The 24,628-nt window shown below is 62.6% G+C and carries 23 protein-coding genes; 4 read left to right on the top strand and 19 right to left on the bottom strand.

What is annotated here, in order from left to right; all coding sequences use genetic code 11:
- Positions 1-108: 108 nt before the first annotated feature.
- Genes HDE77_RS04440 through HDE77_RS04460 form a run of 5 tightly spaced genes read right to left on the bottom strand, consistent with a single transcriptional unit; the run spans position 109 to position 5,398 of the window.
- Positions 109-2,328 carry a type IV pilus secretin PilQ gene (locus HDE77_RS04440; protein WP_255482533.1) on the bottom strand — a complete coding sequence of 740 codons (2,220 nt, stop codon included), beginning with the start codon at positions 2,326-2,328 and terminating at the stop codon, positions 109-111.
- Positions 2,329-2,347: 19 nt separating this feature from the next.
- Positions 2,348-2,890 carry a pilus assembly protein PilP gene (locus HDE77_RS04445; RefSeq protein ID WP_184415942.1) on the bottom strand — a complete coding sequence of 181 codons (543 nt, stop codon included), beginning with the start codon at positions 2,888-2,890 and terminating at the stop codon, positions 2,348-2,350.
- Positions 2,887-3,552 (bottom strand): type 4a pilus biogenesis protein PilO, encoded by a 666-nt coding sequence (gene pilO, locus HDE77_RS04450; RefSeq protein ID WP_184415943.1) that lies wholly within the window; start codon positions 3,550-3,552, stop codon positions 2,887-2,889. Before pilO ends, HDE77_RS04445 begins: the two co-directional genes overlap by 4 nt.
- Positions 3,549-4,340 carry a PilN domain-containing protein gene (locus HDE77_RS04455; RefSeq protein ID WP_184415944.1) on the bottom strand — a complete coding sequence of 264 codons (792 nt, stop codon included), beginning with the start codon at positions 4,338-4,340 and terminating at the stop codon, positions 3,549-3,551. The genes pilO and HDE77_RS04455 overlap by 4 nt, the downstream gene beginning before the upstream one ends.
- Entirely contained in the window at positions 4,340-5,398 is a 1,059-nt protein-coding gene (locus HDE77_RS04460) for a pilus assembly protein PilM (protein WP_184415945.1), read from the bottom strand. Before HDE77_RS04460 ends, HDE77_RS04455 begins: the two co-directional genes overlap by 1 nt.
- A gap of 269 nt (positions 5,399-5,667) precedes the next feature.
- Between HDE77_RS04460 and HDE77_RS04465 the strand changes: the two genes are divergently transcribed.
- Entirely contained in the window at positions 5,668-8,199 is a 2,532-nt protein-coding gene (locus tag HDE77_RS04465; protein WP_184415946.1) for a penicillin-binding protein 1A, read from the top strand.
- Positions 8,200-8,281: 82 nt separating this feature from the next.
- On the top strand, positions 8,282-8,953 hold the full coding sequence (locus tag HDE77_RS04470; RefSeq protein ID WP_184415947.1) for a hypothetical protein: 672 nt from the start codon (positions 8,282-8,284) through the stop codon (positions 8,951-8,953).
- A gap of 160 nt (positions 8,954-9,113) precedes the next feature.
- On the opposite strand, the gene HDE77_RS04475 is transcribed toward HDE77_RS04470, so the two are convergent.
- From HDE77_RS04475 to rpoZ, 7 genes are all read right to left on the bottom strand, one after another.
- Positions 9,114-10,409: a citrate synthase gene (locus HDE77_RS04475; RefSeq protein WP_184415948.1), complete on the bottom strand. Its 1,296-nt coding sequence runs from the start codon at positions 10,407-10,409 to the stop codon at positions 9,114-9,116.
- Positions 10,410-10,723: 314 nt separating this feature from the next.
- Positions 10,724-10,978, bottom strand: coding sequence for a type B 50S ribosomal protein L31 (locus HDE77_RS04480; RefSeq protein ID WP_184415949.1), 255 nt, complete (start codon positions 10,976-10,978; stop codon positions 10,724-10,726).
- Between the two features lie 172 nt (positions 10,979-11,150).
- Positions 11,151-12,086: a nucleoside hydrolase gene (locus HDE77_RS04485; protein ID WP_184415950.1), complete on the bottom strand. Its 936-nt coding sequence runs from the start codon at positions 12,084-12,086 to the stop codon at positions 11,151-11,153.
- 83 nt (positions 12,087-12,169) lie between these two features.
- Entirely contained in the window at positions 12,170-14,284 is a 2,115-nt protein-coding gene (recG, locus tag HDE77_RS04490; protein ID WP_184415951.1) for an ATP-dependent DNA helicase RecG, read from the bottom strand.
- Positions 14,285-14,378: 94 nt separating this feature from the next.
- Entirely contained in the window at positions 14,379-14,762 is a 384-nt protein-coding gene (locus HDE77_RS04495; RefSeq protein WP_184415952.1) for a RidA family protein, read from the bottom strand.
- A 120-nt stretch (positions 14,763-14,882) separates the two neighbouring features.
- Positions 14,883-17,048 (bottom strand): bifunctional (p)ppGpp synthetase/guanosine-3',5'-bis(diphosphate) 3'-pyrophosphohydrolase, encoded by a 2,166-nt coding sequence (locus HDE77_RS04500; RefSeq protein ID WP_184415953.1) that lies wholly within the window; start codon positions 17,046-17,048, stop codon positions 14,883-14,885.
- 147 nt (positions 17,049-17,195) lie between these two features.
- Complete coding sequence (gene rpoZ / locus HDE77_RS04505; protein WP_184415954.1) at positions 17,196-17,486, bottom strand: DNA-directed RNA polymerase subunit omega; 291 nt, start codon at positions 17,484-17,486, stop codon at positions 17,196-17,198.
- A 203-nt stretch (positions 17,487-17,689) separates the two neighbouring features.
- Between rpoZ and HDE77_RS04510 the strand changes: the two genes are divergently transcribed.
- Positions 17,690-18,520, top strand: coding sequence for a VacJ family lipoprotein (locus HDE77_RS04510; protein WP_184415955.1), 831 nt, complete (start codon positions 17,690-17,692; stop codon positions 18,518-18,520).
- Between the two features lie 82 nt (positions 18,521-18,602).
- Here the strand turns inward: HDE77_RS04510 and HDE77_RS04515 are convergent, their stop codons facing one another.
- The 7 genes from HDE77_RS04515 to HDE77_RS04545 all read right to left on the bottom strand — a co-directional run bounded on the left by HDE77_RS04515 (position 18,603) and on the right by HDE77_RS04545 (position 23,800).
- Positions 18,603-18,911 carry an STAS domain-containing protein gene (locus HDE77_RS04515; protein WP_184415956.1) on the bottom strand — a complete coding sequence of 103 codons (309 nt, stop codon included), beginning with the start codon at positions 18,909-18,911 and terminating at the stop codon, positions 18,603-18,605.
- Entirely contained in the window at positions 18,908-19,591 is a 684-nt protein-coding gene (locus tag HDE77_RS04520) for an ABC transporter substrate-binding protein (RefSeq protein WP_184415957.1), read from the bottom strand. The genes HDE77_RS04515 and HDE77_RS04520 overlap by 4 nt, the downstream gene beginning before the upstream one ends.
- Positions 19,592-19,620: 29 nt before the next feature.
- The gene (mlaD, locus tag HDE77_RS04525) at positions 19,621-20,502 is read right to left on the bottom strand and encodes an outer membrane lipid asymmetry maintenance protein MlaD (protein ID WP_184415958.1); all 882 of its coding nucleotides are present in this window, start codon (positions 20,500-20,502) and stop codon (positions 19,621-19,623) included.
- Between the two features lie 66 nt (positions 20,503-20,568).
- The gene (gene mlaE, locus HDE77_RS04530; protein ID WP_184415959.1) at positions 20,569-21,345 is read right to left on the bottom strand and encodes a lipid asymmetry maintenance ABC transporter permease subunit MlaE; all 777 of its coding nucleotides are present in this window, start codon (positions 21,343-21,345) and stop codon (positions 20,569-20,571) included.
- Positions 21,342-22,178, bottom strand: a complete 837-nt coding sequence (locus HDE77_RS04535) for an ATP-binding cassette domain-containing protein (protein ID WP_184415960.1) — start codon at positions 22,176-22,178, stop codon at positions 21,342-21,344. Before HDE77_RS04535 ends, mlaE begins: the two co-directional genes overlap by 4 nt.
- A 75-nt stretch (positions 22,179-22,253) precedes the next feature.
- Complete coding sequence (gene gmk, locus HDE77_RS04540) at positions 22,254-22,943, bottom strand: guanylate kinase (protein WP_184415961.1); 690 nt, start codon at positions 22,941-22,943, stop codon at positions 22,254-22,256.
- A complete protein-coding gene (locus HDE77_RS04545; protein ID WP_184415962.1) occupies positions 22,940-23,800 on the bottom strand; it encodes a YicC/YloC family endoribonuclease in 861 nt (286 codons plus the stop codon). The genes gmk and HDE77_RS04545 overlap by 4 nt, the downstream gene beginning before the upstream one ends.
- Positions 23,801-23,892: 92 nt before the next feature.
- On the opposite strand from HDE77_RS04545, the gene rph reads away from it, so the two are divergent.
- Positions 23,893-24,627 carry a ribonuclease PH gene (rph, locus tag HDE77_RS04550; RefSeq protein WP_184415963.1) on the top strand — a complete coding sequence of 245 codons (735 nt, stop codon included), beginning with the start codon at positions 23,893-23,895 and terminating at the stop codon, positions 24,625-24,627.
- The last annotated feature ends 1 nt before the right edge of the window (position 24,628 follow it).

A 24,628-nucleotide genomic window follows, 5' to 3' on the forward strand; every position in this document is an offset into this window, starting at 1 on the left:
TACAGACCATGGCCATCGCCAGAAGTTTAGTCTGACTGAAGCGTCGACGCGGGCCATACAAAGAAAGAGGCGGCCGAAGCCGCCTCTTTTGCTTGCATGAAGTGAAATTTACTGCAGCGTGGCGCTGAGGATGCGCGGCGTCACGAAGATCAGCAGTTCGGCTTTGTTGACGATACGCGTGCTCTGCCGGAACAGCGCACCGAGCACCGGGATGTCACCCAGACCAGGCACCTTGACGATCGTGTTGGACTTGTCGATCTCGTAGATGCCACCGAGCACCACGGTCTGCCCATTGTCCACCAGCACCGAGGTATTGATCGAGCGGGTGTCGATGGTCGGTACCTGACCGCTGCCCGGAACGGTGACGTAGCCAGCCAGTGCATCCTTGGTGACGTTGATCTGCAGATAGATGCGGTCGTCGGCGGTGATCGTCGGGGTCACCTTGAGCTCCAGCACGGCGTCCTTGAACTGTACGGTGGCGGTGCCGCTGCCGGCGGCGCCCGTGGCACTGTTCTGGAACGTCACGTAGCCAATTTCCTGACCCTGGCGGATGTCAGCCTCCTCATGGTTCGCCGTAATCACCCGTGGGCTGGAGATCGTTTCGCTGAGACCTTCGGTCTGCGCCGCGGAAAGCTCCAGATCGAGCGAGTAGTTCTTGCCCAGGATCGCAAGGCCGATGCTGCCTGCCGTCGTCGTGGAGGGCAGATTGAAGTTCAGACCGCCGGCACCGACGGGGCTTGCTGCGGCAGCGGTCGTCGCACCGCCTCCATTGTTGCCGGGGGTCCCGCCAAGCACGCCGCCGGTCTGGATCACCTGCCCACTGGGATTGGTTCGCGTGGCATTGGCACCAAACTTCGCACCTAGATCCCGTTCGAAATTGTCGGTGGCGATCACGATGCGCGACTCAATCAGTACCTGCTGTACTGGCGTATCCAGCACCGCGATCAGGTCACGCAGCTGCTTAATCTTCTCCGGCGTGTCGTTGAGCAACAAAGTATTGGTGCGCACGTCAAACGAAGCACTGCCGCGTGAAGACAGGAAGCCATGCGCAGTATTGCCACTGGCCCCGCCACCGCCTTGGTTAGCTTGCAGGCTGCCCGTGGTCAGCAGCTTGGCGATATCCGCCGCCTTGCCGTAGCTGATCGGCACATAGTCGGTGACCAGTTCAGCGGTGTCCTGGGACTTCAGCTTGGCATCGGCCAGGTCTTGCTCGTACTTGGCCAGCTCAGCCTGCGGCGCGACCCAGATCACGTTGCCGTTGCGGCGCTTGTCCAGGCTCTTGGCACGCAGGATCACATCCAGCGCCTGATCCCAGGGCACATTAACCAGTCGCAGCGTGACGCTGCCACCGACGCTGTCCGAAGCAACCAGGTTCAACCCGGAGATGTCGGCGATCAACTGCAGCGCCGAGCGCACCGGAATGTCCTGGAAGTTGAAGGTGACCCGCTTGCCGTTATAGCTGGGCTCCTGACCGAGCTTCGCCAGCGCTTCCGCCTTCGCATCGGCATGCTTCGGCGTCACTTCGACCACGTACTGGTCACCTGTCTGGTAGTCCGAGGTATCGACGTTGCCCGTGATCGCGATTTCCATGTGGGCACCACCACCACCGGTGCCGGCGCGAGTAACGATGGACTGCACCGGCGTGGCGAAGTCCAGCGTATCCAGGCGTTGCGCAAGATTGGCCGGCAGATTTGCGTGATCGATATCGACCAGCAATTTGTCGCCCTTGCGATTCATCTGCGCATTGGCGCCGTTGCCGCTGAAGCTGATCAGCACGCGGCCCTCGCCATTCGGTCCCCGGCGGAAGTCGATGTTGGAAATCGTCGCGCCGTTATTCATCGTCGAAGGCAGCGCCTTGGACGGATCGATGGTCGCGACCGTGGTGGTGGACTGATCGGCGGTGCCGTTGTTGATGGTGAGTACGAGGCTGTGGCCCTCGACACGTGAACGGTAAGACGACGCGCGCATCAATTCGACCACGACCCGCGTTCGACCGCCGGCTTCCACGGCAGACACGCCGGAAGTCGAGCCCTTGCCGATATCGAGATGGCGGGCGGCGGCGTTGTCGGTGTCGGCAAGATCGACTGCGATGCGCGGCGGATTGCCGGTACTGAAGATCTTCGGTTCCGGCACCGGGCCGTTGCCGAAGTCCATGTGCAGCTCGACACTGCCGCCTGGCAGCGCCTCAAAGCTGAGGTTCTTCAGCGTAGTGCTGGCTGCCATGGCATCGCTGGCCCAGGTGGCACCGGCGATCAGCAGACCCAGCAACATGTAACGGCTCGCATGGCGCATGACACGGCCCCGGACGGATTGGATTTGGTTGGTCATTGCATCAGCCCCTGTATTCCTATTTCGCGTCGAGCGCGATGCTGGCCGGACGTTCCATCCAGCCGCCATTACCATTGGATACCAGCTCGACCAGATCAATATGGTCATCACCGATGCTGGTGATATGCCCATAGTTCTGGCCCATGTATTCGCCACTGTGGACACGATGGATCACACCGCCCGGGTCCTTGATCAGCACCTCCAAGGTTCCACCGGCACCGACCGTGCCGACCATCTTCAAGCTGTCCAGCGCAAACATTTCCAGCGGCTGCTTGGCACGATTTGCATCTGGCCGTGGGCCACTGTTGGCGCTCGTCGGCTGCATTTCAGCCGTGCTCGGGCTGAATGGGTCGCGCTTGCCCTGATCGTCGTACAGGAAGGACTCGAACGTCTTGATCACCGGCAACGGCTGGATCGGCGCACCCTTCTTGGCCTTTTCCTGCGCGACCCACTCGCGCAGATCGGACATACCGCGGGTGCAACCGCTCAGCACCAGCGCTGCGCCCAGCATCAGCAACACCCGTGTCACATGGACCGGTTTGATGGCAGCAAACTTGTTCATTTCTGCCCCCCCGCCTTGGCTTGGCCCGGCTTTTTGGCCGCGGCGGCGCTCTCTTCGTCATCCAGATAGCGGTAAGTCTTCACGGTGCCCTGCAGAACGAGTAGGCCATCCGTAGGGGCACTGCCCTTGGCCGGCGTCTTCGGCGTCAACGACACATCGTGCAGGGTAAGGATCACCACTCGTGGCAATGAAGCCACCCCGCTGATGAACGCGCCGAACTGGTGATAGGTGCCGCTCATGCGCAGCGTGATGGGCTTTTCCGCGTAGAAATCCTTCGGCGTTTCAGGGCCCGGCTGGAACAACTCGGTTTCCAGGCCCGCCGACAACGCGGTTTGCGAAACATCCACCAGCAGCTCGGGCATTTCGGTCTTGCTGGGCAGCTGACGCAGCAGCTGGCGCAACATGTCCTGCATCTCGTCGAGCTGCTGCTGCAGCGCTTCCAGATTGACCGCCTTCGCCTGCTTGGTCGCGAACTCCTGCTTCAGCTGTTCTTCTTTGCCGGCCAGCGACGTGAGGCTGTCTTGCTGGTCGCCAATGAAGAAGTACCAGCCGACCAGCAGCACGATGGCAAACACCAGCACGGTGAAGAACATCTTGACCGATTGTGGCCAGCCTCCAACGTTGTTGCGGTCGAGATTGCGAATGTCGTTGAGGAACTTCATGGTTTGGTTCCTCCCGAGACGGGCGCATTCACCGCTTTCGTCTCCGGCTTGGCCGCTGCTGCAGCGGCAGGTTTCGCCGGTACGCTGGCGGGTGCCGACGTAGCAGCAGGCATGCCGGTGACCGTCTTCGCTGCCGTGCCGGGTGCGTTCGGAACCGAGGCTGCCGGCGCCGGGGCGGAAGTGGTTGACGTAGCGGGCGCCGGGCCGACGGCAGGCGAGCCATCCACACCATCGGGTTCGTCGGATTTCGGCCGGCTCAATGCCACATCCAATCCGAAGGTGTACGGCATACGGCTGGAATCATGGCTGTTTTCGGTCTTGCGCAGGTCGGCATGTCCCATCCACTGGGACGCCTCGATATTGCGCATGTATTCGGCGACGCTGGCGTTGGACTGCGCCACGCCATCCAGCGACAAGGCCTGACCGTTCTGCTTGAGACCGCTCAGACGCGCACTGGAGGGTATCGTCTTCACCAGCTCGTCGAACAGATGCACCATCTGCGAACGGTCTGCCTGCAGCTGTTCAATGATCTGCTTGCGCGCCAGCAGATGCTCGCGCACCTGTTCAAGGTCCTTGATCTTCGCAATGCGCACGTCGAGATCCTTGATCTCGGTCTGCAGATAAGCGTTGCGGTCATTTTGGTTGTCGATGCGCTGACCCATCCAGAATCCCCACAACAGCAGGACGCCCAGCGCGGCCACAAAGGCAGCCGCGAGCTGCATGTAGAACTCGCGCTCGCGTAGCTTGCGTCGTTCCGCACGCCACGGAAGTAGATTGATGTGTGCCATCAGTCGAAGCTCCTCAAGGCGAGGCCGACCGCAATCATCAGTGCGGGCGCGTCCTGGGCCAGCGACTGTGCCTGCACCCTGGGCGAAAGCGACATGCGCGCCAGCGGGTTGGCGACGATGCAGGACACGCCGAGCTGCTCTTCCAGCATGGCGCCGAGCCCGTCGATCGCGGCGCATCCGCCGGCCAGCACGACCTGGTCAACCTTGCTGTATTCGCTACCGGCAAAGAAGAACTGCAACAGGCGGCTGATCTGCTGGACCAGCGACTCCTTGAACGGCTCGAGCGCTTCGCTCTCGTACGATTCGGGCAAGCCGCCCTTGCGCTTGGCGCGGCCGGCTTCTTCATAGGAGAGGCCGAAGCGGCGCATGATCTCGTCGGTCAGCTGCTTGCCGCCGAAGACCTGCTCGCGCGAGTAGATGGTGCGTTGGTTGCGCAAGACGGACAGGGTCGTCATGGTGGCGCCGATGTCGACTACGGCCACCAGCGCATCGCGTCCGACGTTGAGTTGGTCGGCGACCATCACAAACGCGTTCTCCATCGCGAACGCCTCGACGTCGATCGCGCTGGCGGTCAGACCACCCAGATCGAGCGCGGCCACCCGCATGTCGACGTTCTCGGTGCGCGAGGCAGCGAGCAGCACATTGTTCATGTCAGGGTTGTCGCGTACCGGCCCGAGTACCTCGTAGTCGAGGCTGACTTCGTCGATCGGATACGGGATGTACTGATTCGCCTCGACCTGGATCTGACCCTCCAGATCATCGTCGGACAATTCGCTGGACATGGGGATGATGCGGGTGATCACTGCCGATCCGGCCAGCGCCGCCGCCGCATGCTTGAGCTTGGACCCCGATCGCGCCAGCGCTCGACGAATCGCGTCGCCCACCGCCTCGACCTCGACGATGTTCTTTTCGACCACGGCATTGGGTGGCAGTGGCTCGACCGCGTAATGCTCCACGCGATAACGCCCGCCCACTTGACTTAGCTGCAGCAGCTTGACGGCAGTCGAACTGATGTCGACACCAATCAGCGCCGGCTTCTTGGGTGTAAAGAGCCCCACGGTGTATCCCCCTTGCCCCTAGCGCCCGTAACCAGAGTCCTGGTGGGATGCGCAGTGGCATTAAATCGAAAAATTAACGCAATGGCAACGGCCTACGGAAACTTTCTCAAGTAATTGACGTGATGTCCACCACATTTGCGACATCGCCCACAGATGGCGCAACCCTTGCAAACAATCCTTCCTAATCGGCCCCACAACGCCCCATGTTAGGAATACTGCTACATCTATACTCTGCCATGTTTTGACTCAGGTCTCGCTATCCCCACACCATGCGAATAATCAAACGTTTGTTGCGCTGGGTACTGATCCTGGCCTTTTCGGGTTTGCTTCTGGCAGTTATCGCAGTCGGCGTGGCCTATTGGCTTATAGCACCAAGACTCCCCTCGGTGGCGGTCCTGAAGGACTATCACATGCAGGTACCACTGCGCGTGCTGACCGCCGATGGCAAGCTGATTGCCAGTTTTGGCGAGACTCGACGCATTCCAGTGGCGATTGCCGACGTACCGGATCTGCTCAAGCACGCCGTGCTTTCTGCTGAGGATGCGGAGTTCTACCACCACCCGGGCGTGGACTGGCGCGGCATCGCGCGCGCGGGCTGGCACGTGATCGTGACCGGCGGCGACAAGGGCCCCGGCGGCTCGACCATCACCCAGCAGGTGGCGCGCAACTTCTTCCTCAGCCCTGAAAAGCTCTATTCGCGCAAGCTCACCGAGATCTTCATCGCGCTGAGCATCGAGCATGAGCTCAGCAAGGACCAGATCCTTGAGCTCTACCTCAACAAGATGTTCCTCGGCCATCGCTCTTATGGCGTAAGCGCGGCGGCGGCCTACTACTACGGCAAGACGCTGGACCAGCTGACCCCGGCCGAATGTGCCCTGATCGCCTCGACGTTTCAGCTGCCCTCGGTAGTCAATCCTCTCAACAGCCCTGCGCGCGCGATGGCCCGGCGCAACTGGGTGCTGGGCGAGATGTTCAAGCACAACTACATCACCAAGGCGGCGTACGAACAGGCGATTGCCGAAGCAAATCACGCGTTTCCGCATGAGCAGCCGATCGAGGTGGATGCGCCGTATCTCGCAGAAATGGTGCGTCGACAAGTGCTCGACCGGCTTGGCAACGATGCGTTGACCGAGGGTTACGTGGTCAAGACCACCCTGCAAAGCACCCGCCAGGCGGCGGCCGTGACGGCGCTGCGCGATGGCCTGATTTCCTATGACCATCGCCACGGCTGGCGCGGGCCGGAGGCACATCAGGATCTGCCAGCCGACGCCAGCGAGCAGGATTACGACCACCTGTTGTCCAGCTACAGTGACATCTCGGGCATGCAGCCTGGCCTGGTCACGGCGAGCAGCGCCAAGGAAGCCACGGTTTATCTGCCCAGCCACGAGAGCATCAGCCTGGACCTGGCCGCGATCAACTGGGCTCACCCCCGCATTAATGACGACCGCACCGGCGCTGCTCCAGGCAGCGTCAGTGGCGTACTCAAGCGCGGCGACATCATCCGTGTGTCACTCAACGCCAAGGGCGGATGGCAGCTCGACCAGATCCCTGCTGCGCAAGCGGCTTTGACCTCGATCAATCCGGAAGACGGCTCCATCCAGGCTTTGGTCGGCGGCTTCAGTTTTGCGCGCAGCAAGTTCAACCGCGCCGTCATGGCGGCACGCCAGCCCGGCTCGAGTTTCAAGCCTTACTTCTACTCGGCGGCGTTCGAGCGAGGATTCACCCCGGCCTCGATCATCAACGATGCGCCGCTGGCGCTGCCTGACCCTTCAAAGCCGGGTGGCATCTGGACGCCATCCAACGACGACGGCAAATTCGCCGGACCCATGCGCCTGCGCGAAGCACTGGTGGAATCCAAGAACCTGGTCTCGGTGCGCCTGCTCGATGCGATCGGCATACGCTACGCGCGCGACTACGTCACCCGCTTCGGCTTCTCGCTCGATTCGATACCGGCGAACCTGTCGATGGCACTGGGAACGGCTTCGGTATCGCCGATGAGCATGGCCCGCGGCTTTGCAGTGTTCGCGAACGGCGGCTATCTGGTCACCCCGTACTTCATCAACGAGATTGACGACCGTGGTGGCAAGCCGGTGTATCTGGCCAATCCCGCACGGGCCTGCCGCAACTGCCAGGAGCGTCTGCTCGACACCCGACCACCGGGCCCGCCACCAGCCGACATGATCCTGACCCCGGCCAACAGCGTCGCCGCCGCCAGCACGGCACCCGCCTCCGCCAGCAGCGTCGATGGCGTGGGCATAGCGGTGTTGCCGGCCGATGTGCACGGCGAGAGCGCCCATCCCCCGGTACTCGCCCCGCAGGTCATCGACCCCCGCAACGATTTCCTGCTCACGTCACTGATGAAAGACGTGATCCAGAATCCGCTCGGCACCGCTGCCGCCGCCAAAGTGCTGGACCGCGCCGATCTGGCCGGCAAGACCGGTTCCACCAGTGATTGGCGTGACGCCTGGTTCGTCGGTTTCAACGGCGACCTTACAACCGCCGTATGGGTCGGTTACGACGACTACGCGTCGCTGGGGTATCGCGAGTTTGGTGCCAAAGTGGCGCTGCCGATCTGGATGGACTACACCGCCGAGGTGCTCAAGAACCTGCCCTTGAGCATGTTGCCGATGCCGCCAGGCATCAGTACGGTCATGATCAATCGCGACAGCGGCTTGCCCTCAGGCCCTGGTGATCCGAATGGGATGAACGAGATATTCAAGGTGGAAGATGTCGATCGCCTGCGCAACCAGGCTGCCCAGCTGAAGGACCAGGATCAGAATCACGCCTACGATATCTTCTGAACTTCGGATCAACTTCCGGATCAACTTCCGGTATGGTGGACCCCGTCCTTGCCGCTGGCCACCGATCGATGAGGAGCGTGCCATGTCCCGAGGCGAACATCACCGCATCCACGCGCATGACCGACTGCGACGCAACCGGTTACGCATAGCCCAGGAAGCCGCTCGCCTGATGAGCGAGCACGGCATCCGCGATTTTCATCACGCCAAGCTGAAGGCCGCCGAACGCCTGGGCATCCTCGATACACAGGCACTTCCGCGCAACCTCGAGATCGAGGATGCGCTGCGTGAACACCAACGCCTGTTTCTCGCCGACAGTCAGCCACAGCTGCTCAAACAGCGGCGAGAAGCAGCGGTCGAGGCCATGCAATTTCTTGCCTCGTTCGAGCCAAGACTGGTCGGCGCCGTACTCGAAGGCACCGCGGATGCGCACTCGGCCGTGTGCCTGCACGTTTTCAGCGACGACCCCGACGCGGTTGGACTTTATCTGCGCGAGCACGGCGTGCCGATCGAGACGCAAACGCGGCGGTTGCGCAACAACCGCGACGACCAGCCCGAATACCCGGTGCTGCTGTTTGCCGCCGACGAGCTGCCGTTCGATCTGACCGTGCTGCCACGCGATGCGCTACGTCAGGCACCGCTGGACCGGGCCGACGATCGGCCCATGCGCCGCGCTTCGCTGGCACAGGTGGAAATCTTGCTGGCCGAAGACTCCGACGATGCATTCGAACAACAGCTGAGCATGGCCTTGCGCTGAGCCGGCTGCCCCCTCCTCTTCTGCATGCCCCGAACAAGGGACTCCCTTCTTCGGGGCACGCAGAAGGAGGGAGCATGTCTGCACCGCGCATAGCGCACAACGCAAACGCCCCGGACCAGGCCGGGGCGTTTGTCGTTACATCAGCGTGGACCCGTTCGCGTCAGCGCTTGGCCGTCGGCAGGTAATCGCGCACGCCGGCACCGGTGTAGATCTGACGCGGACGACCGATGCGCGATCCCGGTGTTTCGTGCTGCTCGATCCAGTGCGAGATCCAGCCGGAGGTGCGCGCGATGGCGAACATCACGGTGAACATCTCGGTGGGGATGCCCAGCGCCTTGTAGATGATGCCGGAGTAGAAATCGACGTTTGGATACAGCTTGCGCTCGACGAAGTAGTCGTCCTTCAGCGCCGCCTCTTCGAGCTTCATTGCCACATCGAGCAGCGGATCGTTGACGCCCAGTTCGGCCAGCACCTTGTGGCACATCTCGCGGATGATCTTGGCGCGCGGATCGAAGTTCTTGTAGACGCGATGGCCGAAGCCCATCAGGCGGAAGCTGTCATTCTTGTCCTTCGCACGCTTGACCGCCGTCTCGACATTGTCGGGCGTGCCGATTTCCTTGAGCTGCTTGAGCACCGCCTCGTTCGCGCCGCCATGTGCCGGACCCCACAACGCCGTGATACCAGCCGCGACAGATGCGTACGGATTGGCACCCGTGGAACCGACCAGACGCACGGTCGAGGTGGACGCATTCTGCTCATGGTCGGCGTGCAGGATGAACAACAGATCGAGTGCCTTCGCCGCCACCGGATTCATCTCCAGCGGCTCGCTCGGAACCTCGAACATCATGTGCAGGAAGCGGGTGACGTACTCGAGGTTGTTGCGCGGGTAGCGCATCGGCCAGCCCACCGAATAACGGAAGCAGGCGGCAGCGATGGTCGGCATCTTCGCGATCAGGCGGATCGCGGCAAGCTTGCGATCGGCGGGATCTTCCACATCCAGGTCATCGTGATAGAACGCCGACAGCGAGGCGACCGCGGCGGCGAGCATGGCCATCGGATGCGCGTCGTGGTGGAAGCCCTGGAAAAAGTTCTTCTGCGCCTCATGCATCATCGTGTGATGCGTGATCTCGTGCTCGAAGCCCTCGAACTGCGTCTTGTTCGGCAGCTCACCATTGAGCAGCAGATAGGACACCTCGAGGAAACTGGACTTCTCGGCCAGCTGCTCGATCGGGTAACCACGGTACAGCAGCACACCTTCGTCGCCATCGATGTAAGTGATCGCGCTCTTGGTGCTGGCGGTGCTGCCGTAGCCCGGATCGTAAGTGAAGTGGCCGGTGTCCTTGTACAGAGTGCCAATGTCGATACATGCAGGCCCGAGCGTACCGCTGATCAGCGGCAGTTCACTGCTGCGATTGCTCGACTCATCCACCAGCTTGACGATCTTGGGGTCGGACACGGAAACCTCCTTCATGTGGGTCAACCGGGGCAACCGTGATGCGGCGCCGGCCGGCTTGGGGAATGCTTGGCGTGGTACGCCGGGGAAAGCATGCCGTGCAACGGACGCCGCGGCGTCTGGCACTCCCCATTATCGCACAAGGTCCAGCCAACATTCGACGACGAATGGACAAACCGCAGGCACGAAAAAACACGGGGCAAGCCTGCACTCGCCCCGCGTCTTGATTCTGTTCTGATTGAATCCGATCTGTTCAGATCGAATCTGATCAACCGAGATCTGGCGGGCCATCAATGAAGATGGCCACGCGCAAGCGCTTACTCTTTGGCAGCGCCCGCATAGCGGCGACGGAACTTGTCGACGCGACCGCCCACGTCAAGCGTCTTCTGCTTGCCGGTGTAGAACGGGTGCGAATGGCTGGAGATATCCACCTTGATCAGCGGGTACTCATTGCCGTCTTCCCACTTGATGGTTTCCTTGCTGGACATGGTCGACTTGGTCAGAAACGCAAAGTCAGACGACAGGTCCTGGAACACCACCGGCTTGTTGTTCGGATGGATATCGGGCTTCATGGCAGGCTCTAAAGCGATGGTGAAAAGAGCGGCATTGTAACGGCCGATCCACCTTCACCGCAACCCTCCGGTGCCCAGAGAACCTGCTGAATGGCCCAAGGAAGCCATGCCGGAAGCTGTTTGCGTGCCGGTTCGAACGCTATCGAGCATGGGTAGACCTCCATACGGAACGTCAGGTTTCCGCCCCGAGCGCGTGCCGTACCATGGCGGCAAAGCGGTCCTGATCGACCTCCAGCACGATCTTCGCCTGCGCGCGCCGGCCCAGCCGCCCAGCCCAATCGACGACGGTCGCACCCCGGGTCAGCCGTCCATCCAACTCCACCGCAACGGCGCGCGTCTCACTGCGCGTGACGATCGATGGATCGATCGCCACTGCCATTGCCAACGCGTCGGCCGCAATCACCCCGCGACGGGCATGCTTGAGGTTGTACGTACGGGCCGTGCGCGATATGCGGCCGTAGAGATCGGCGCGGTGGTCGCCAACCTGCAGCCACGCATCGAACTGCACTTCGTCAAACGCGTGCCGCAAGGTCGCTTCCCAGTCGACCAGATCGAACTGTGGAAACGCCTCGAACACGACATGCGCCGCTTCCGGATCGAAGCCGATATTGAATTCTGCCGGTACGTTGCCGGTGTTGCCGTGGCCGGTGACTGCGCCACCCATCACCACCAACCGGGCGACCCGATCGGGCAACGTGGGATCGAGCCGCAACGCGAGCGCGAGGTTGGTCAATGGGGCGAGCGCCACCAGCGTCAACTCACCCGGCCGCTCGCGGGTCAATCGCAACAAGGCCAGGGCGGCCGACTCATCTGTCTGCAGCGCTTTAGGCTCGGGAAAACCTACATCGCCAAAACCGTCCTGTCCGTGCACGAACGCAGCATCTTCGCTGGGCGCTCGTACCAACGGTGTGGAACAACCGGCAAACACCGGCGTGCTGGCGCCCAGCAGGTCGACCAGCGTGCGCGCATTGCGCACGGTATGGCCCAGTCCCACATTGCCGGCAGCAATGCTCAAGCCGGCTATATCGGCATGCGCGTGCGCCATCAGGATCGCCAGCGCGTCGTCGACGCCCGGATCGGTATCAATCAGCAGTTGCGGCTTGGTCATGGTGGCCTGTTGAGGTCGGGCGGATTAGTGTATCGGGTGGACGAACGAATGACCCCGCACGCGCTGAATGAGCGAGCCCACTCTCACGCGTGCACATAGCGCGCGGCGCCGCCGATCCAGCGCTCGATCAACCGCTCGGTCTGCAATGGATGCTTCGCCAGCATCCGTTCACCAACCTGCTGCACGGCGGGCAGCAAATGGGCGTCGCGCGCAAGATCGGCGATGCGAAAACTCAGCTGGCCAGTCTGTCGGGTGCCGAGTACTTCACCCGGACCGCGCAGTTCCAGATCCTTCTCGGCAATGCGGAAACCGTCGCTGGTTTCACGCATCACCTGCAGCCGCTCGCGTGCGAGCTGACCGAGTGGCGGCTGATACAGCAGCACACAGTTGGAAGCGAGCATGCCGCGACCGACCCGACCGCGCAATTGATGCAGCTGGGCCAGCCCGAGTCGCTCACTGTTCTCGATCACCATCAGGCTGGCGTTAGGCACATCCACGCCAACCTCGATCACGGTAGTCGCCACCAGCACGGACAGCTCGCCGCTCTTGAACGCATCCATCACGGCCTGCTTTTCCTTCGGCTTCATGCGACCGTGGATCAAACCGACCTTGAAGCCGGTCAGAGCGGCCGACAGTTCGGCGTGTGCCACTTCGGCCGCTTGCGCGCGCAGCTGTTCGGACTCCTCGATCAACGTGCACACCCAATACACCTGCCGCCCTTCACCGCAGGCGGCGTGAATGCGTTCGATCACGTCGAACCGGCGCGCATTCGAAATAGCGATGGTCTGTACTGGCGTGCGACCGGGTGGCAGCTCGTCAATCGATGACACGTCCAGATCGGCATATGCACTCATCGCCAACGTTCGCGGGATGGGCGTAGCGGTCAGCACCAGTTGATGCGGCACCTGCTCGCCTTCCTTGCCTTTGTCGCGCAGTGCCAGTCGCTGCTGCACACCGAAGCGGTGCTGCTCGTCGACGATCACCAATCCGAGCCGCGCAAACGCAACGCCTTCCTGCATCAGCGCGTGCGTTCCGATCACCACCGGCGCTCCCGCAGCGACCCGCGCGAGCGCGGCCGTACGGGCCTTGCCGGTGACCTTGCCGGCCAGCCATTCGACATCGACGCCGAGCGGTTGCAGCCAGTGCTGAAAATTGCGCAGGTGCTGCTCGGCCAGCAGCTCGGTCGGCGCCATCAGCGCGACCTGATAGCCCGACTCCACCGCGGCCAGGGCGGCCAACGCCGCGACCACGGTCTTGCCCGAACCGACATCGCCCTGGACCAGCCGCAACATCGGCTTGGACTGCGCGAGATCCTGCGCGACTTCCGCGCCGACGCGCTGCTGCGCTGCCGTCAACGCGAACGACAAGCCGGCCAGCAACTGCTGACGCAAATGGTGGTCGCCGCCGAGCGCTGGCGCATGTCGCAGACGCACCGCCGCGCGCATGCGCTTCAGGCTCAGGTGCTGGGTCAGCAACTCTTCGAACGCCAGGCGCTGTTGCGCCGGATGATGGCCGAGCATGAGCTGGCCCAGGTGCGCATCCGGCGGCGGTCGATGCACGTACAGCAAGGCATCTCGCAATGATGTCAGACCGTGTTCGGCACACAGCTCGGGTGGGATCAACTCCAGTTGCGCAGCCGGCGGCAGCAACGCGAGCGCCTTGCCGATCACGCTGGCCAGCCGCTTCTGCCCGAGCCCCTCGGTGGTCGGATAGATCGGGCTCAGCAATTCATCGACCGTGACCGCATCGTCGCCGCTCAACCGCTGATATTGCGGATGCACCATCTCCAGTCCCTGCGCACCATGCCGTACTTCGCCAAAGCAGAGCAGGCGGGTGCCGGGCAGCAGTTGCTCGGCCTGCGCCCGATTGAAATGGAAAAAGCGCAGCAGCAGGGTCTGCTGGCTCGCATCGCCGATCGCTACCTTCAACTGCGGGCGATAACGGAAGCCGCGCTCGACCGCCTCGACCACACCTTCGACCTGCGCCCGCTCGCCTACGCGCAGATCGGCGATGGCGGTGACCCGCGTCTTGTCCTCGTAGCGCAATGGCAGGTGGAACCAGAGATCCTGCACCCGCTCCAGTCCGAGCCGGGACAGCGCTGCAAGCAGCGAAGGGCCCACGCCGGCAAGCACCGTGACCGGAGCGATGCCCGGGTCAGTGCCAGCGATGGGAGCGGAACGGGCGGTGCGGGTGGTCATCACATCCAAGCCTAACCGAGCACGGCCCGTCGCCGTAAGACGGACATCAGCGGGGATGTCGCCGACAACTGTCAGCGCTGGCCGCTGGCTGCGATCAGTCCAGCATCATGACCGCGTCGACCTCGACGTGAGCCGCCTTCGGCAGACCCGACACCTCGATGGTGGAACGCGCCGGGTACGGCGGCTGAAAATATTCGGCCATGACGGCATTGACCGCGGCGAAATTCGCCAGATCGGTGACGTAAATGCCCACCCGCACGATCTGCGCCAGCGAGCCGCCGGCCGCCTTGGCTACGGCGTCGAGATTGTCGAACACGCGTCGCGTCTGCGCCGTGATATCGCCTTCGACCAGCGCAGCAGTCGCCGGATCGAGCGGAATCTGGCCCGAGAAATACACCGTGTTGCCATGACGCACGGCCTGCGAATACGGGCCGATAGCGGCCGGTGCCTGATCAGTGGCGATGATGCTGCGGGACATGGGAAACCCTCGGGCAAAACGCAAGTGTAGAGCGAGCGAGGGGCGAGGGACGAGTAGCGAGGGCGCAACCTTGAACTCTGAGGCGACGCCCTCGCTACTCGCCCCTCGCCCCTCCCCGCTTTACAACGGATAGCGGTAGGCGCCACTGACCACGCCGGTGCGGCGCACGCGGCGGATCACGTCGGCCAGGTGCTTGCGGTTCTTCACTTCCATCGCGAACAGCAGCGTCGCAGCGGCGGCGTCGCGCTCGACGTATTCCACGTTCTCGATATTCGAGTCGGCCGCGGCGATCGCGGCAGCCACCGTGGCGAGCACGCCGGGACGGTTGATGACTTCGATGCGCAGTTGCGCGCGATAGTCACCCTGCACATCGCGATCCCATTCGATCGCCACGCTGCGTTCCGGTGACTTGCGCAATTCGATCACATTCGGGCATTCCTCGCGGTGCACCACGATGCCCTTGCCTGATGACAGGTAGCCGATAATGTCGTCGCCCGGCAGCGGATGACAGCAATTGGCGAAACTCAGCACACCGCGCTCGGCGCCGGTAATGCGGATTTTCTCCTGCACATGCTGAGGGGCCTGCGGCAGCTTGCCAGCTTTCTTGCCACGCGACGCGAGCAGTTGGTTGGCGACCACGTCGGGCATTCGGTTGCCCAGCGCAATGTCGGACAGCAGCTCTTCCAGCCGCTTGAACTTGGATGCCTCGAGGAAGCGATCCAGCACCGCCGCCGGAATACCGTCCAGGCTGCTGCCCAACGCATCCAGCGCGCGATCGAGCATGCGATGGCCGAAGTCGACCGCGTCCTCGTGCTGCAGATGTTTCAGGTACTGGCGGATCGCGGTGCGCGCCTTGCCGGTGACCACGGATTCCAGCCACGCCGGATTCGGCATCGCCGACGGCGCGGTGATGATTTCCACCAGCTGGCCGGATTCCAGTCGCGTGCGCAGCGGCAGTAGTTTCTTGTCGACGCGCGCGGCCACCGCGTGATCGCCGACATCGGTGTGCACGGCGTAGGCAAAGTCCAATGCGGTGGCATTGCGCGGCAGCGAGAGGATGTCGCCGCGCGGAGTGAACAGATAGACCTCGTCCGGAAACAGGTCGATCTTGACCGCTTCGATGAATTCCGACGACACCGTGTTGGCCGAACTATCAGCGAGCGAAGATAGCCACTCGCGTGCGCGCGCCTGCGCACTGTTGGCCGGGCCGCTGTCCGTCTTGTAGGCCCAATGAGCGGCGACACCGCGCTCGGCCACCGAGTCCATCTCGGCCGTGCGGATCTGCACTTCGATCGGCGCGCCGAACGGCCCCAGCAACACGGTGTGCAGCGACTGGTAGCCATTCGCCTTGGGGATCGCAATGAAATCCTTGAAACGCTTGTCGACCGGCTTGTATAGCGCGTGCACCGCGCCGAGCCCCATATAGCAGCTCATCGCACTGTCGACGACCACGCGGAAACCGTAGACATCCATCAACTGGGCAAAGCTTTTGTGCTCGCCACGCATCTTGGAATAAATGCTCCACGGCGACTTGATCCGCCCGACCACGCGACTTTGCAGATGATCGGCCGTAAGCCGCATCGACAGCGCCGTCTCGATCTTGCCCATGGCTTCGCGGCGGTTGCCGATCGCCGCACGGATGCGTTCGCTGATCACCCGGTAACGATCCGGGTATAACGCGCGAAAGCCCAGATCCTGCAGCTCCGCCTTGAACTTGTTCATACCCAGGCGTTGCGCGATGGGCGCAAAGATTTCCAGCGTCTCGCGGGCGATGCGGCGGCGCGAGTCGGCATCCTTGGCGCCCAGCGTACGCATGTTGTGCAGGCGGTCGGCGAGCTTGATCAGGATGACCCGCAAATCGCGCGCCATCGCCAGCAGCATCTTGCGGAAGCTTTCCGCATCGGCTTCCTGGCGGCTGCCGAAGCGCATCTTGTCCAGCTTGGTCACACCATCGACCAGCTCGGCCACGACCTCGCCGAATTCGGCAGCCAGGGCGTCGCGGCTCAACTCGGTGTCTTCCAGGGTGTCGTGCAGGATCGCCGCGATGATCGTTTCGGCATCCAGGCCGAGTTCCGCCAGGATGCCGGCCACCGCCACCGGATGCGTGATGTACGGCTCGCCGCTCTTGCGCTCCTGCCCCTCGTGCGCCTGCGCGCCAACCTGGAACGCGCGCAGCACGCGCTCGACCTGCCCTTCAGGCAAGTAGGCAATGCGCTCTTTCAGAGCCAGCACATACGGCGGCAACACAGACATGTCGGCGGAAGCGGGATGCGTGGCCGTGGTCATCGTTGCGGGGGCCGATTCAGGCACCCACCTCGCGACAACGGCGGTAAAACCAGACGGTGGCTGTATGCGCGCGACCCTTCAGGGCCCGTCCAAAGTCTCCCGGCAAGCCGGTGCGATGGACGCGCGTGCTACAGCAACCGCCATCCATCAGTCGTCACCGCCCTTGGAAAGGTCGTCGTCAACCTCGGCAGCGGCCCACTCCAGCGCCTCGCGCTCGGCCCGCTCACGCTCGCTCTTGTCGATCTGGTCGATCATGGCCTGATCGATACGGCGTTCGGCGATCTCGCGCAGGGCCAGCACGGTGGGCTTGTCCTGTCCGGGATTGACGGCCGGCTCGGCACCCTTTTCCAGCTGGCGCGCGCGTTTGGTCGCCATCAGCACCAGCTCGAAACGGTTGTCGACCACCTCGAGGCAGTCTTCCACGGTAATACGTGCCATGCGAAATCCTCAAAGAATAAATGACTTATATGGTCTGACAGTGTAGCCAGCGCGTGCTTTGCTGGCAATGCAGCCGACGCGGCGCGTATGATGGTTGGCTGCCCGCGCGAAGGATGTGGACGGCGAAAGCAGATTGAAAGCTGTGCAAGATATAAAACCAGCCAGTACAATATACCGTCCCCGCCGCGAATCCCCTTGCACCGATGACCTCACTGCCCCGCTCCCTCTGCCTGAGCCGCTGGCTGCCGTTGCTCGCTATCGCGTTGCTGGCCGGCTGCACCATCGCCAAACCGCGCACCGACGATCCCCTGGAGCATGTCAACCGCAAGGTCTTCGCGTTCAACGATTCACTGGATCAGGCGGTGGTTCGCCCGGTCGCCGTGGGCTATCGCAGCATAACCAATGCGCCGGTACGCCGCTCGGTCAACGACTTCTTCACCAATATCCGCATGCCCATCACGGTCGCCAATGACCTGCTGCAGGCACGCCCGAAACAGGCGCTGCAAAGCAGCGGCCGGTTCCTGGTCAACCTTACGCTGGGCATGGGTGGGTTCTTCGATCCAGCCAGCCAGATCGGCCTGCCACTGGAAGACAATGACTTCGGCATCACACTGGCCCGCTGGGGCATCCCGGATGGTGACTACCTGGTGCTGCCGTTCGTTGGCCCAACCACGGTACGCGACGTGTGGCGACTGCCGGTCGACAGCTATTTCTTCGATCCGCTGAGCCTCTACTCGCAAAATCACCACTTCAAGGATGGCCAGTACTACATCCCGGAAGTGATCTACCTGGTTTCGCTGCGCGCGCGCGCGATCGACGCCGAGAGCTTCCTGGCATCCGCCTACGACCCCTATGTTTTCATCCGCGACGCCTACCGGCAGCAACGCGTGTATCAGATCTACGACGGTAATCCACCGGACAAGGTCATCGAGCAGATGCAGGGGCTGGACGACAAGAACTTCGATCCCGATCAATTGCTGGATCAACAGCATCAGTGGGAGAACAAGCATCCCGATCAAGCCAACAAACAGTAGCCGTCGGCGCTGACGACTCGAACATCAAAAAGAAGAAGGGGCCCCATGGGCCCCTTCTTCGTTAGCGCATCTTCGCGTCAGCTCAGCCGAGCAGACGATCGACCTCACAGACCTGTGCCAGCACCTGCATGCCGGCCGGCACGTTGATGACCTTCAACGCATCACCACCTCGCGCAGCCTCGGCAGCGACCGCCAGCACACACGACAGCCCTGCGCTGTCGCAATGCCGCACACCAGCCAGATCGAGCGTGTTCACCGGGCCTTTAGCCAGCGCGGCCTGGATCTCCCGCAACGCCGAAGCCGCCGTATCGAAGCTCAGCACGCCGCTCACGGCGAGCGTGCCCGGCGTGGTGGCGCTCAGTACGACCTCGCGTTCGACAGCCGTAGTCACTGCGCGCCCTTGCTTTCCTGTTCCATCGTCTTCAGCGCATTCTCGCCCTGGGTCTCCAGGTTCTTGATCAGCTGATCGATGCCGACCTTGCGGATTTCCGCATCCACCTGGTTGCGGTAGTTGGTGACATAGGAAATGCCCTCGATGATCACGTCATAGGCCTTCCAGTCGCCGGAGCGGCTCTTGCGGAACGCGTAGTCGATCGACACCAGCTTGCCATCGTCCATCACGACCTGGGTACGCACGACGGTGCGCTTGTCGTTGAGGTCGCCGTTGAACGGCAATACCTTGACGCGGCCCCGGGTGTAGTCAAGCAGGCCCTGGGCGTAACGATGGGTAATCGAGTTGTAGAACGCCTTGGCGAAGCGATTGCGCTGGTCCGGCGTCGCTTCACGGGCATGCTGCCCGAGTACCAGGATCGAGGCATAGTCGACGTCGAAGTTCGGCAGGAACACTTCGTCGATGATGTTGATCAACTTTTCCTGATTGTGCTTCAACTCTTCACGGTGGCCATCGATGGCATTCGCCAACTGGTCGGCAATCGATTGCACGATCTGTTCGGGCGCCCGCTGGGAAGCGGGTGCATTCGTCGAAGCCGCGTCCTGGGCGGCGAATGCCGCCGGGGCGGCAACGATGGCGCCGATTGCAAGGGCGGTGGCAAGAGCCAGTCTGCGCAACATGGGTAACTCCTTCAGCAAAACCGGCTCGTTCAATGTTTGCCGGCTGGGGCGGGGGATTCTGAGGGTTTGCCGTTACCGGCATCTTTTTTGTCGCCTGACGAACCGTTGACCAGGAACTTGCCGATCAGGTCTTCCAGCTGCATCGCCGACTGGGTCAACACCATCTCATCGCCATCCTTGAGCGCGTCCGGTGAACCGCCTGGCTGGATCGCAACATACTGGGTACCGATCAAACCGCTGGTGAACACCGCGGCGGCCGAATCGTCGGGAATCGCGTTATAGCGCTTGTCGATCGCCAGTGTGACTTCGGCGTCCAGCTTCACCGGATCGGCGATAACCGACTGCACACTGCCGATCGGCACGCCGGCCATCTTCACCGGGGCGCCCACTGAAAGCGCGCCGACATTGGTGAAGTTCGCCTTCACCGTATACGTGCCACCCAGGTTGTCGGCGACACCGCCGGCACCAAAGAACTTGCCGAGCATTTCCTCCAACTGCTGTGCCGGCTGAGTCAGCACGAGCGTACCGCCGTCAGCGACGGTTTTCTTTGAGCTGCCGTACCGGATGCCGATGTACTGGTCGCCGAGCAGGCCGCTGGTATAGATGCTCGCCACCGAATCCTGCGGGATCTTGTCGTAGTGGGTGTCGATTGCCAGCTTCACATCGGCCACCTCCCGACCCGGCTCCAGCGTGATCGACTGCACCTGGCCGATCCGCACGCCGGCAATCTTCACCGGTGCGCGTTCCTTCAGCTGCCCGATGTTCGCAAAGTGCGCATCGACGGTGTAACTGGCGCCTTGATGCACATTCGCCACCGACGTGGTCTGCGTGGCCAGATAGGCCAGCGCGGCAAAACCCAGCACGATGAACAGGCCGGTGCCGACGGCGTAGGAATTTCTTGGCTGGCTCACGGCACAGTCCTCAATGAAGGATGACTCGATGAAAGGAGGTACATAAGGGCAATCGTCATGACGCGGTCACATCAGGAAGGCGGTAAGCACGAAGTCCAGCGCCAGGATCGCAATGGACGAAGCCACCACGGTACGGGTGGTGGCATAGGCCACGCCCTCGCTGGTCGGCGGCGTGGTAAAGCCCTGGTAGACCGCGATCAGCGATACCACCGCACCGAACGCCAGGCTCTTGAACAGCACGCCATTGACGATGTCGGTGTGCACTTCCACCACCGCCGTCATGTTCGACCAGAACGTGCCGTTGTCGATGCCGAGCCAGCTCACCCCAATCAGATGACCACCGAAGATCGCCATGGCGCAGAACACGCAGCACAGCAAGGGCATCGCGATCAGTCCTGCCAGGAAACGAGGCGTGGCGACGTATGCAATCGGATCGACCGCCATCATTTCCATCGCATCGATCTGGTCGGTCGCGCGCATGAGGCCGATCTCGGCGGTGATCGAGGTGCCGGCGCGACCGGCAAACAGCAGCGCCGTCACCACTGGTCCGAGTTCACGATAAACCGATAGCGCCACCACCATGCCGCTCGCCGACGTGCCACCGAAAATCGACAGCACGTGATATAGCTGCAGCATCAGCACCATGCCGACGAACAAGCCGCAGACCATGATGATCGTCAGGCTCATCGCACCGACGAACCACAGCTGACGAATCGTTTCGCGCACATAGCGGAAGCTGCGCGGTATCGCCGCCAGCAGGGTCAGCAGGAACAGTCCGCAGTTGCCGATCTGTGCCAGCGACTGGGTCACTACATTGTTGCCTTGCGGTGCGCGCGGGTTCATTTTGCCGCTCCGCCAAAGCCCAGTGCCTGCGCGTAATCGCCGGCGGGGTACTGGAACGGCACCGGGCCATCCGCTTCGCCGCCGAAGAACTGCCGGGTCCACGCCGAACCGTCATTGGCGATGGTTTTCGGATCGCCCTGCGCGACTACTTTGCCGTTGGCGATCAGGAATACATGATCGGCCACCTGCTTGATCGCGTCGAGTTCATGCGCCACCAGCACGCTGGTGATGCCGAGCGTCTGGTTGAGCGTGCGGATCAATTTGAGCACCTGGTTCAAGGCCACCGGATCGAGCCCCACAAACGGCTCGTCATACATGATAAGCATGGGATCGAACACGATGGCGCGCGCCAGAGCCACCCGGCGCGCCATGCCGCCGGACAACTCATTCGGCAGCAGCCGCGCCGCGCCACGCAAACCCACCGCCTGCAGCTTCAGCAGCACCAGGTTGCGGATCAGCACTTCCGGCAACTTCGTATGCTGGCGCAGTGGAAATGCCACGTTCTCGAACACGTCGAAATCGGTCAGCAATGCCGAATTCTGGAACAGATAGCCGATGCCCTCGCGCATCTTGTACAAGGCTTCACGCGACATGTCGGGCACATTCTTGCCATTGACCAGAATCTCACCGGCATCGGCACGCATCTGCCCGGTCATGTGCTTGAGCAGGGTGGTCTTGCCGGTGCCGCTGGGACCCATGATCGCGGTGATTTTGCCGCGTGGGATATCCATGTCCAGCCGATCGAAGATCGTCTTGCCGTTTAGCACCGTGGTCAGGCCACGGACCCGCACCAGCGTGCTGTCATCGGACGTGGCGCGAACGGGTTCGGTCATGGGCGGTAACTTGCGAGGATAAAGGAGCCAAAGTAGCTGAATAGGCGTGTGAAGGCCATGCAGCGAGGGGTTACGTCACTCAGATGTGGGGTCGGCCGCCAACAGTTCCACAATCAACGATTCATGCCGTTGCCACTGCAGCGCGCTGCGCTGGCGCACCGCTCGCACGATTGCCTGCAGGTCGCCCAGCGCCCGCTCGAAGACGTCGTTGATCAGGATGTAGTCGAACTCGTGCGCATGGGCGATTTCCTCGCGCGAATTGTGCAGCCGGCGCTCGATCACCTCGGCACTGTCCGAACCACGACCACGCAAGCGGCGTTCAAGTTCCGTCCGTGACGGCGGCAGGATGAACACGCTGACGCAATCGGGCTTGGTTCGGCGAATCTGCCCGGCGCCCTGCCAGTCGATTTCCAGCAGGACATCGCGCCCCTGCGCCAGCAGCGCCTGGACCGTCGTGCGCGAGGTGCCATACAGGTTGCCGTGCACTTCGGCATGTTCGAGAAAGATACCTTCGGCAACCTCGCGTTCGAATTCACCGCGTTCGACAAAATAGTAGTGCCGTCCATACAGCTCGCCGGTGCGCGGCGGCCGCGTGGTATGCGACACCGACAGCGAAATCGCCGGCTCGCGTTCGAGCAGCGCATTGACCAGCGTGGACTTGCCGGCGCCCGAGGGTGCGGCGACCACGAACAAGGTGCCTTCGATCTGCTCGCTGCTGGCCTCGTCGACGGTGAAGTCACTACGGGTGGAATCGATCGCGCTCATTCGATGTTCTGCACCTGTTCGCGCATCTGCTCGATCAGCACCTTCAGCTCGACGGCGGCGTTGGTGCTGCGCGCGTCGACCGACTTGGAGCCCAGCGTGTTCGCCTCGCGATTGAATTCCTGCATCAGGAAATCCAGCCGCCGGCCCACCGGCTCCTGCAAGCCGAGCACCCGGCGTGTTTCGCCGATGTGGGTACTGAGCCGGTCGAGCTCCTCGTCCACATCGGTTCGGGTGATCTGCAATACAAGTTCCTGCTCCAGCCGACCCGGCTCCACCGGCTGCTTGAGGTCGGCCAGTCGCGTCTCCAGTCGGGTGCGCAACGCCGCGCGGATCTGTGGCATCCAGCCGCGCACATCGGCGACCACGCGTTCGATGCTGTCGAGCTTGTCGCGCAGAATCTCGCCCAGCTTCTCGCCTTCGCGTTCACGCGTTGCGGTGAGCGCGTCCAACGCGCGGTCGAGTACGTCGAACAACGCCGCCTGCTGGGATTCGGGATCGATCGCATTCTGCTGCAACACGCCGGGGAAACGCAGCAACTCGGTGAACTCCACATGCAGGCCAGGGAATCGCGCCGCCATGTCCAGGTTCAATTCCGACAATCGGGCCAGCAGCGCGTTGTTGACCTGCAGCGAATCGGTGCGCGAATCGCTGGTGCGGCGCACGGTGATGTCGAGCTTGCCGCGTGACAATTTCGTCGCAATGCGTTCGCGCAGGAGCGACTCGAAGCTGCGCAAATCGTCCGGCAGGCGTGGGCTCAGCTCGAGGTAACGGTGATTGACCGTGCGCAGCTCACAACTGAGCGTGCCGGCGGGTCCGGTGGTTTCTGCACTGGCGTAGGCCGTCATGCTGCGGATCATCGGCGGTCATCCGAACGTGGGAAAAGTGCTCAATGGTAAACTCTCCCGTCCCGCCTTGCCCAATCCGGCCAAGCGAAGTCAGGAACTACCCCATGAATTCCGTCGCCCGTCCCAGTGGCCGCAGCAGCGACCAGCTGCGTACCGTCAGCATCGAACGCCACTACACCCGCCACGCCGAGGGCTCGGTGCTGGTGAGCTTTGGCGACACCCGCGTGCTGTGCACGGCCAGTGTCGAAGATCGTGCGCCGGCCTGGCTGCGCGGCAAGGGCGAGGGCTGGGTCACTGCCGAATACGGCATGCTGCCACGCGCCACCAACACCCGCATGCAGCGCGAAGCCGCACGCGGCGGCCAGGGCGGCCGCACGATGGAAATCCAGCGGCTGATCGGTCGCTCGCTGCGCGCCTGCATCAACCGCCAGGCCCTGGGCGAGCGAGTGATCACGCTGGACTGCGACGTACTGCAGGCCGATGGCGGTACCCGCACGGCGGCCATTACCGGCGCCTATGTGGCGCTGGTCGACGCGGTGAACGTGTTGATGAAGCGCGAAAACCTCAAACGCAATCCGATTGTCGGCGCGGTTGCCGCGGTATCAGTCGGCATCTACCAGGGCATGCCGGTACTGGATCTGGACTATGCCGAAGACTCGAACTGCGACACCGACATGAACGTGGTGATGAACGACGGCGGCGGCTTCATCGAGGTCCAGGGTACCGCCGAGGGTCATGCGTTCCGTCGCGAGGAGATGGACGCACTGCTGGCGCTGGCCGAAAAAGGCATCGGCGAGCTGGTCGCCGCACAGCGTGCCGCCTTGGCGCAGGGTGGCTAGT

Source organism: Rhodanobacter sp. MP7CTX1 (assembly GCF_014205795.1).
GTDB lineage: Bacteria > Pseudomonadota > Gammaproteobacteria > Xanthomonadales > Rhodanobacteraceae > Rhodanobacter.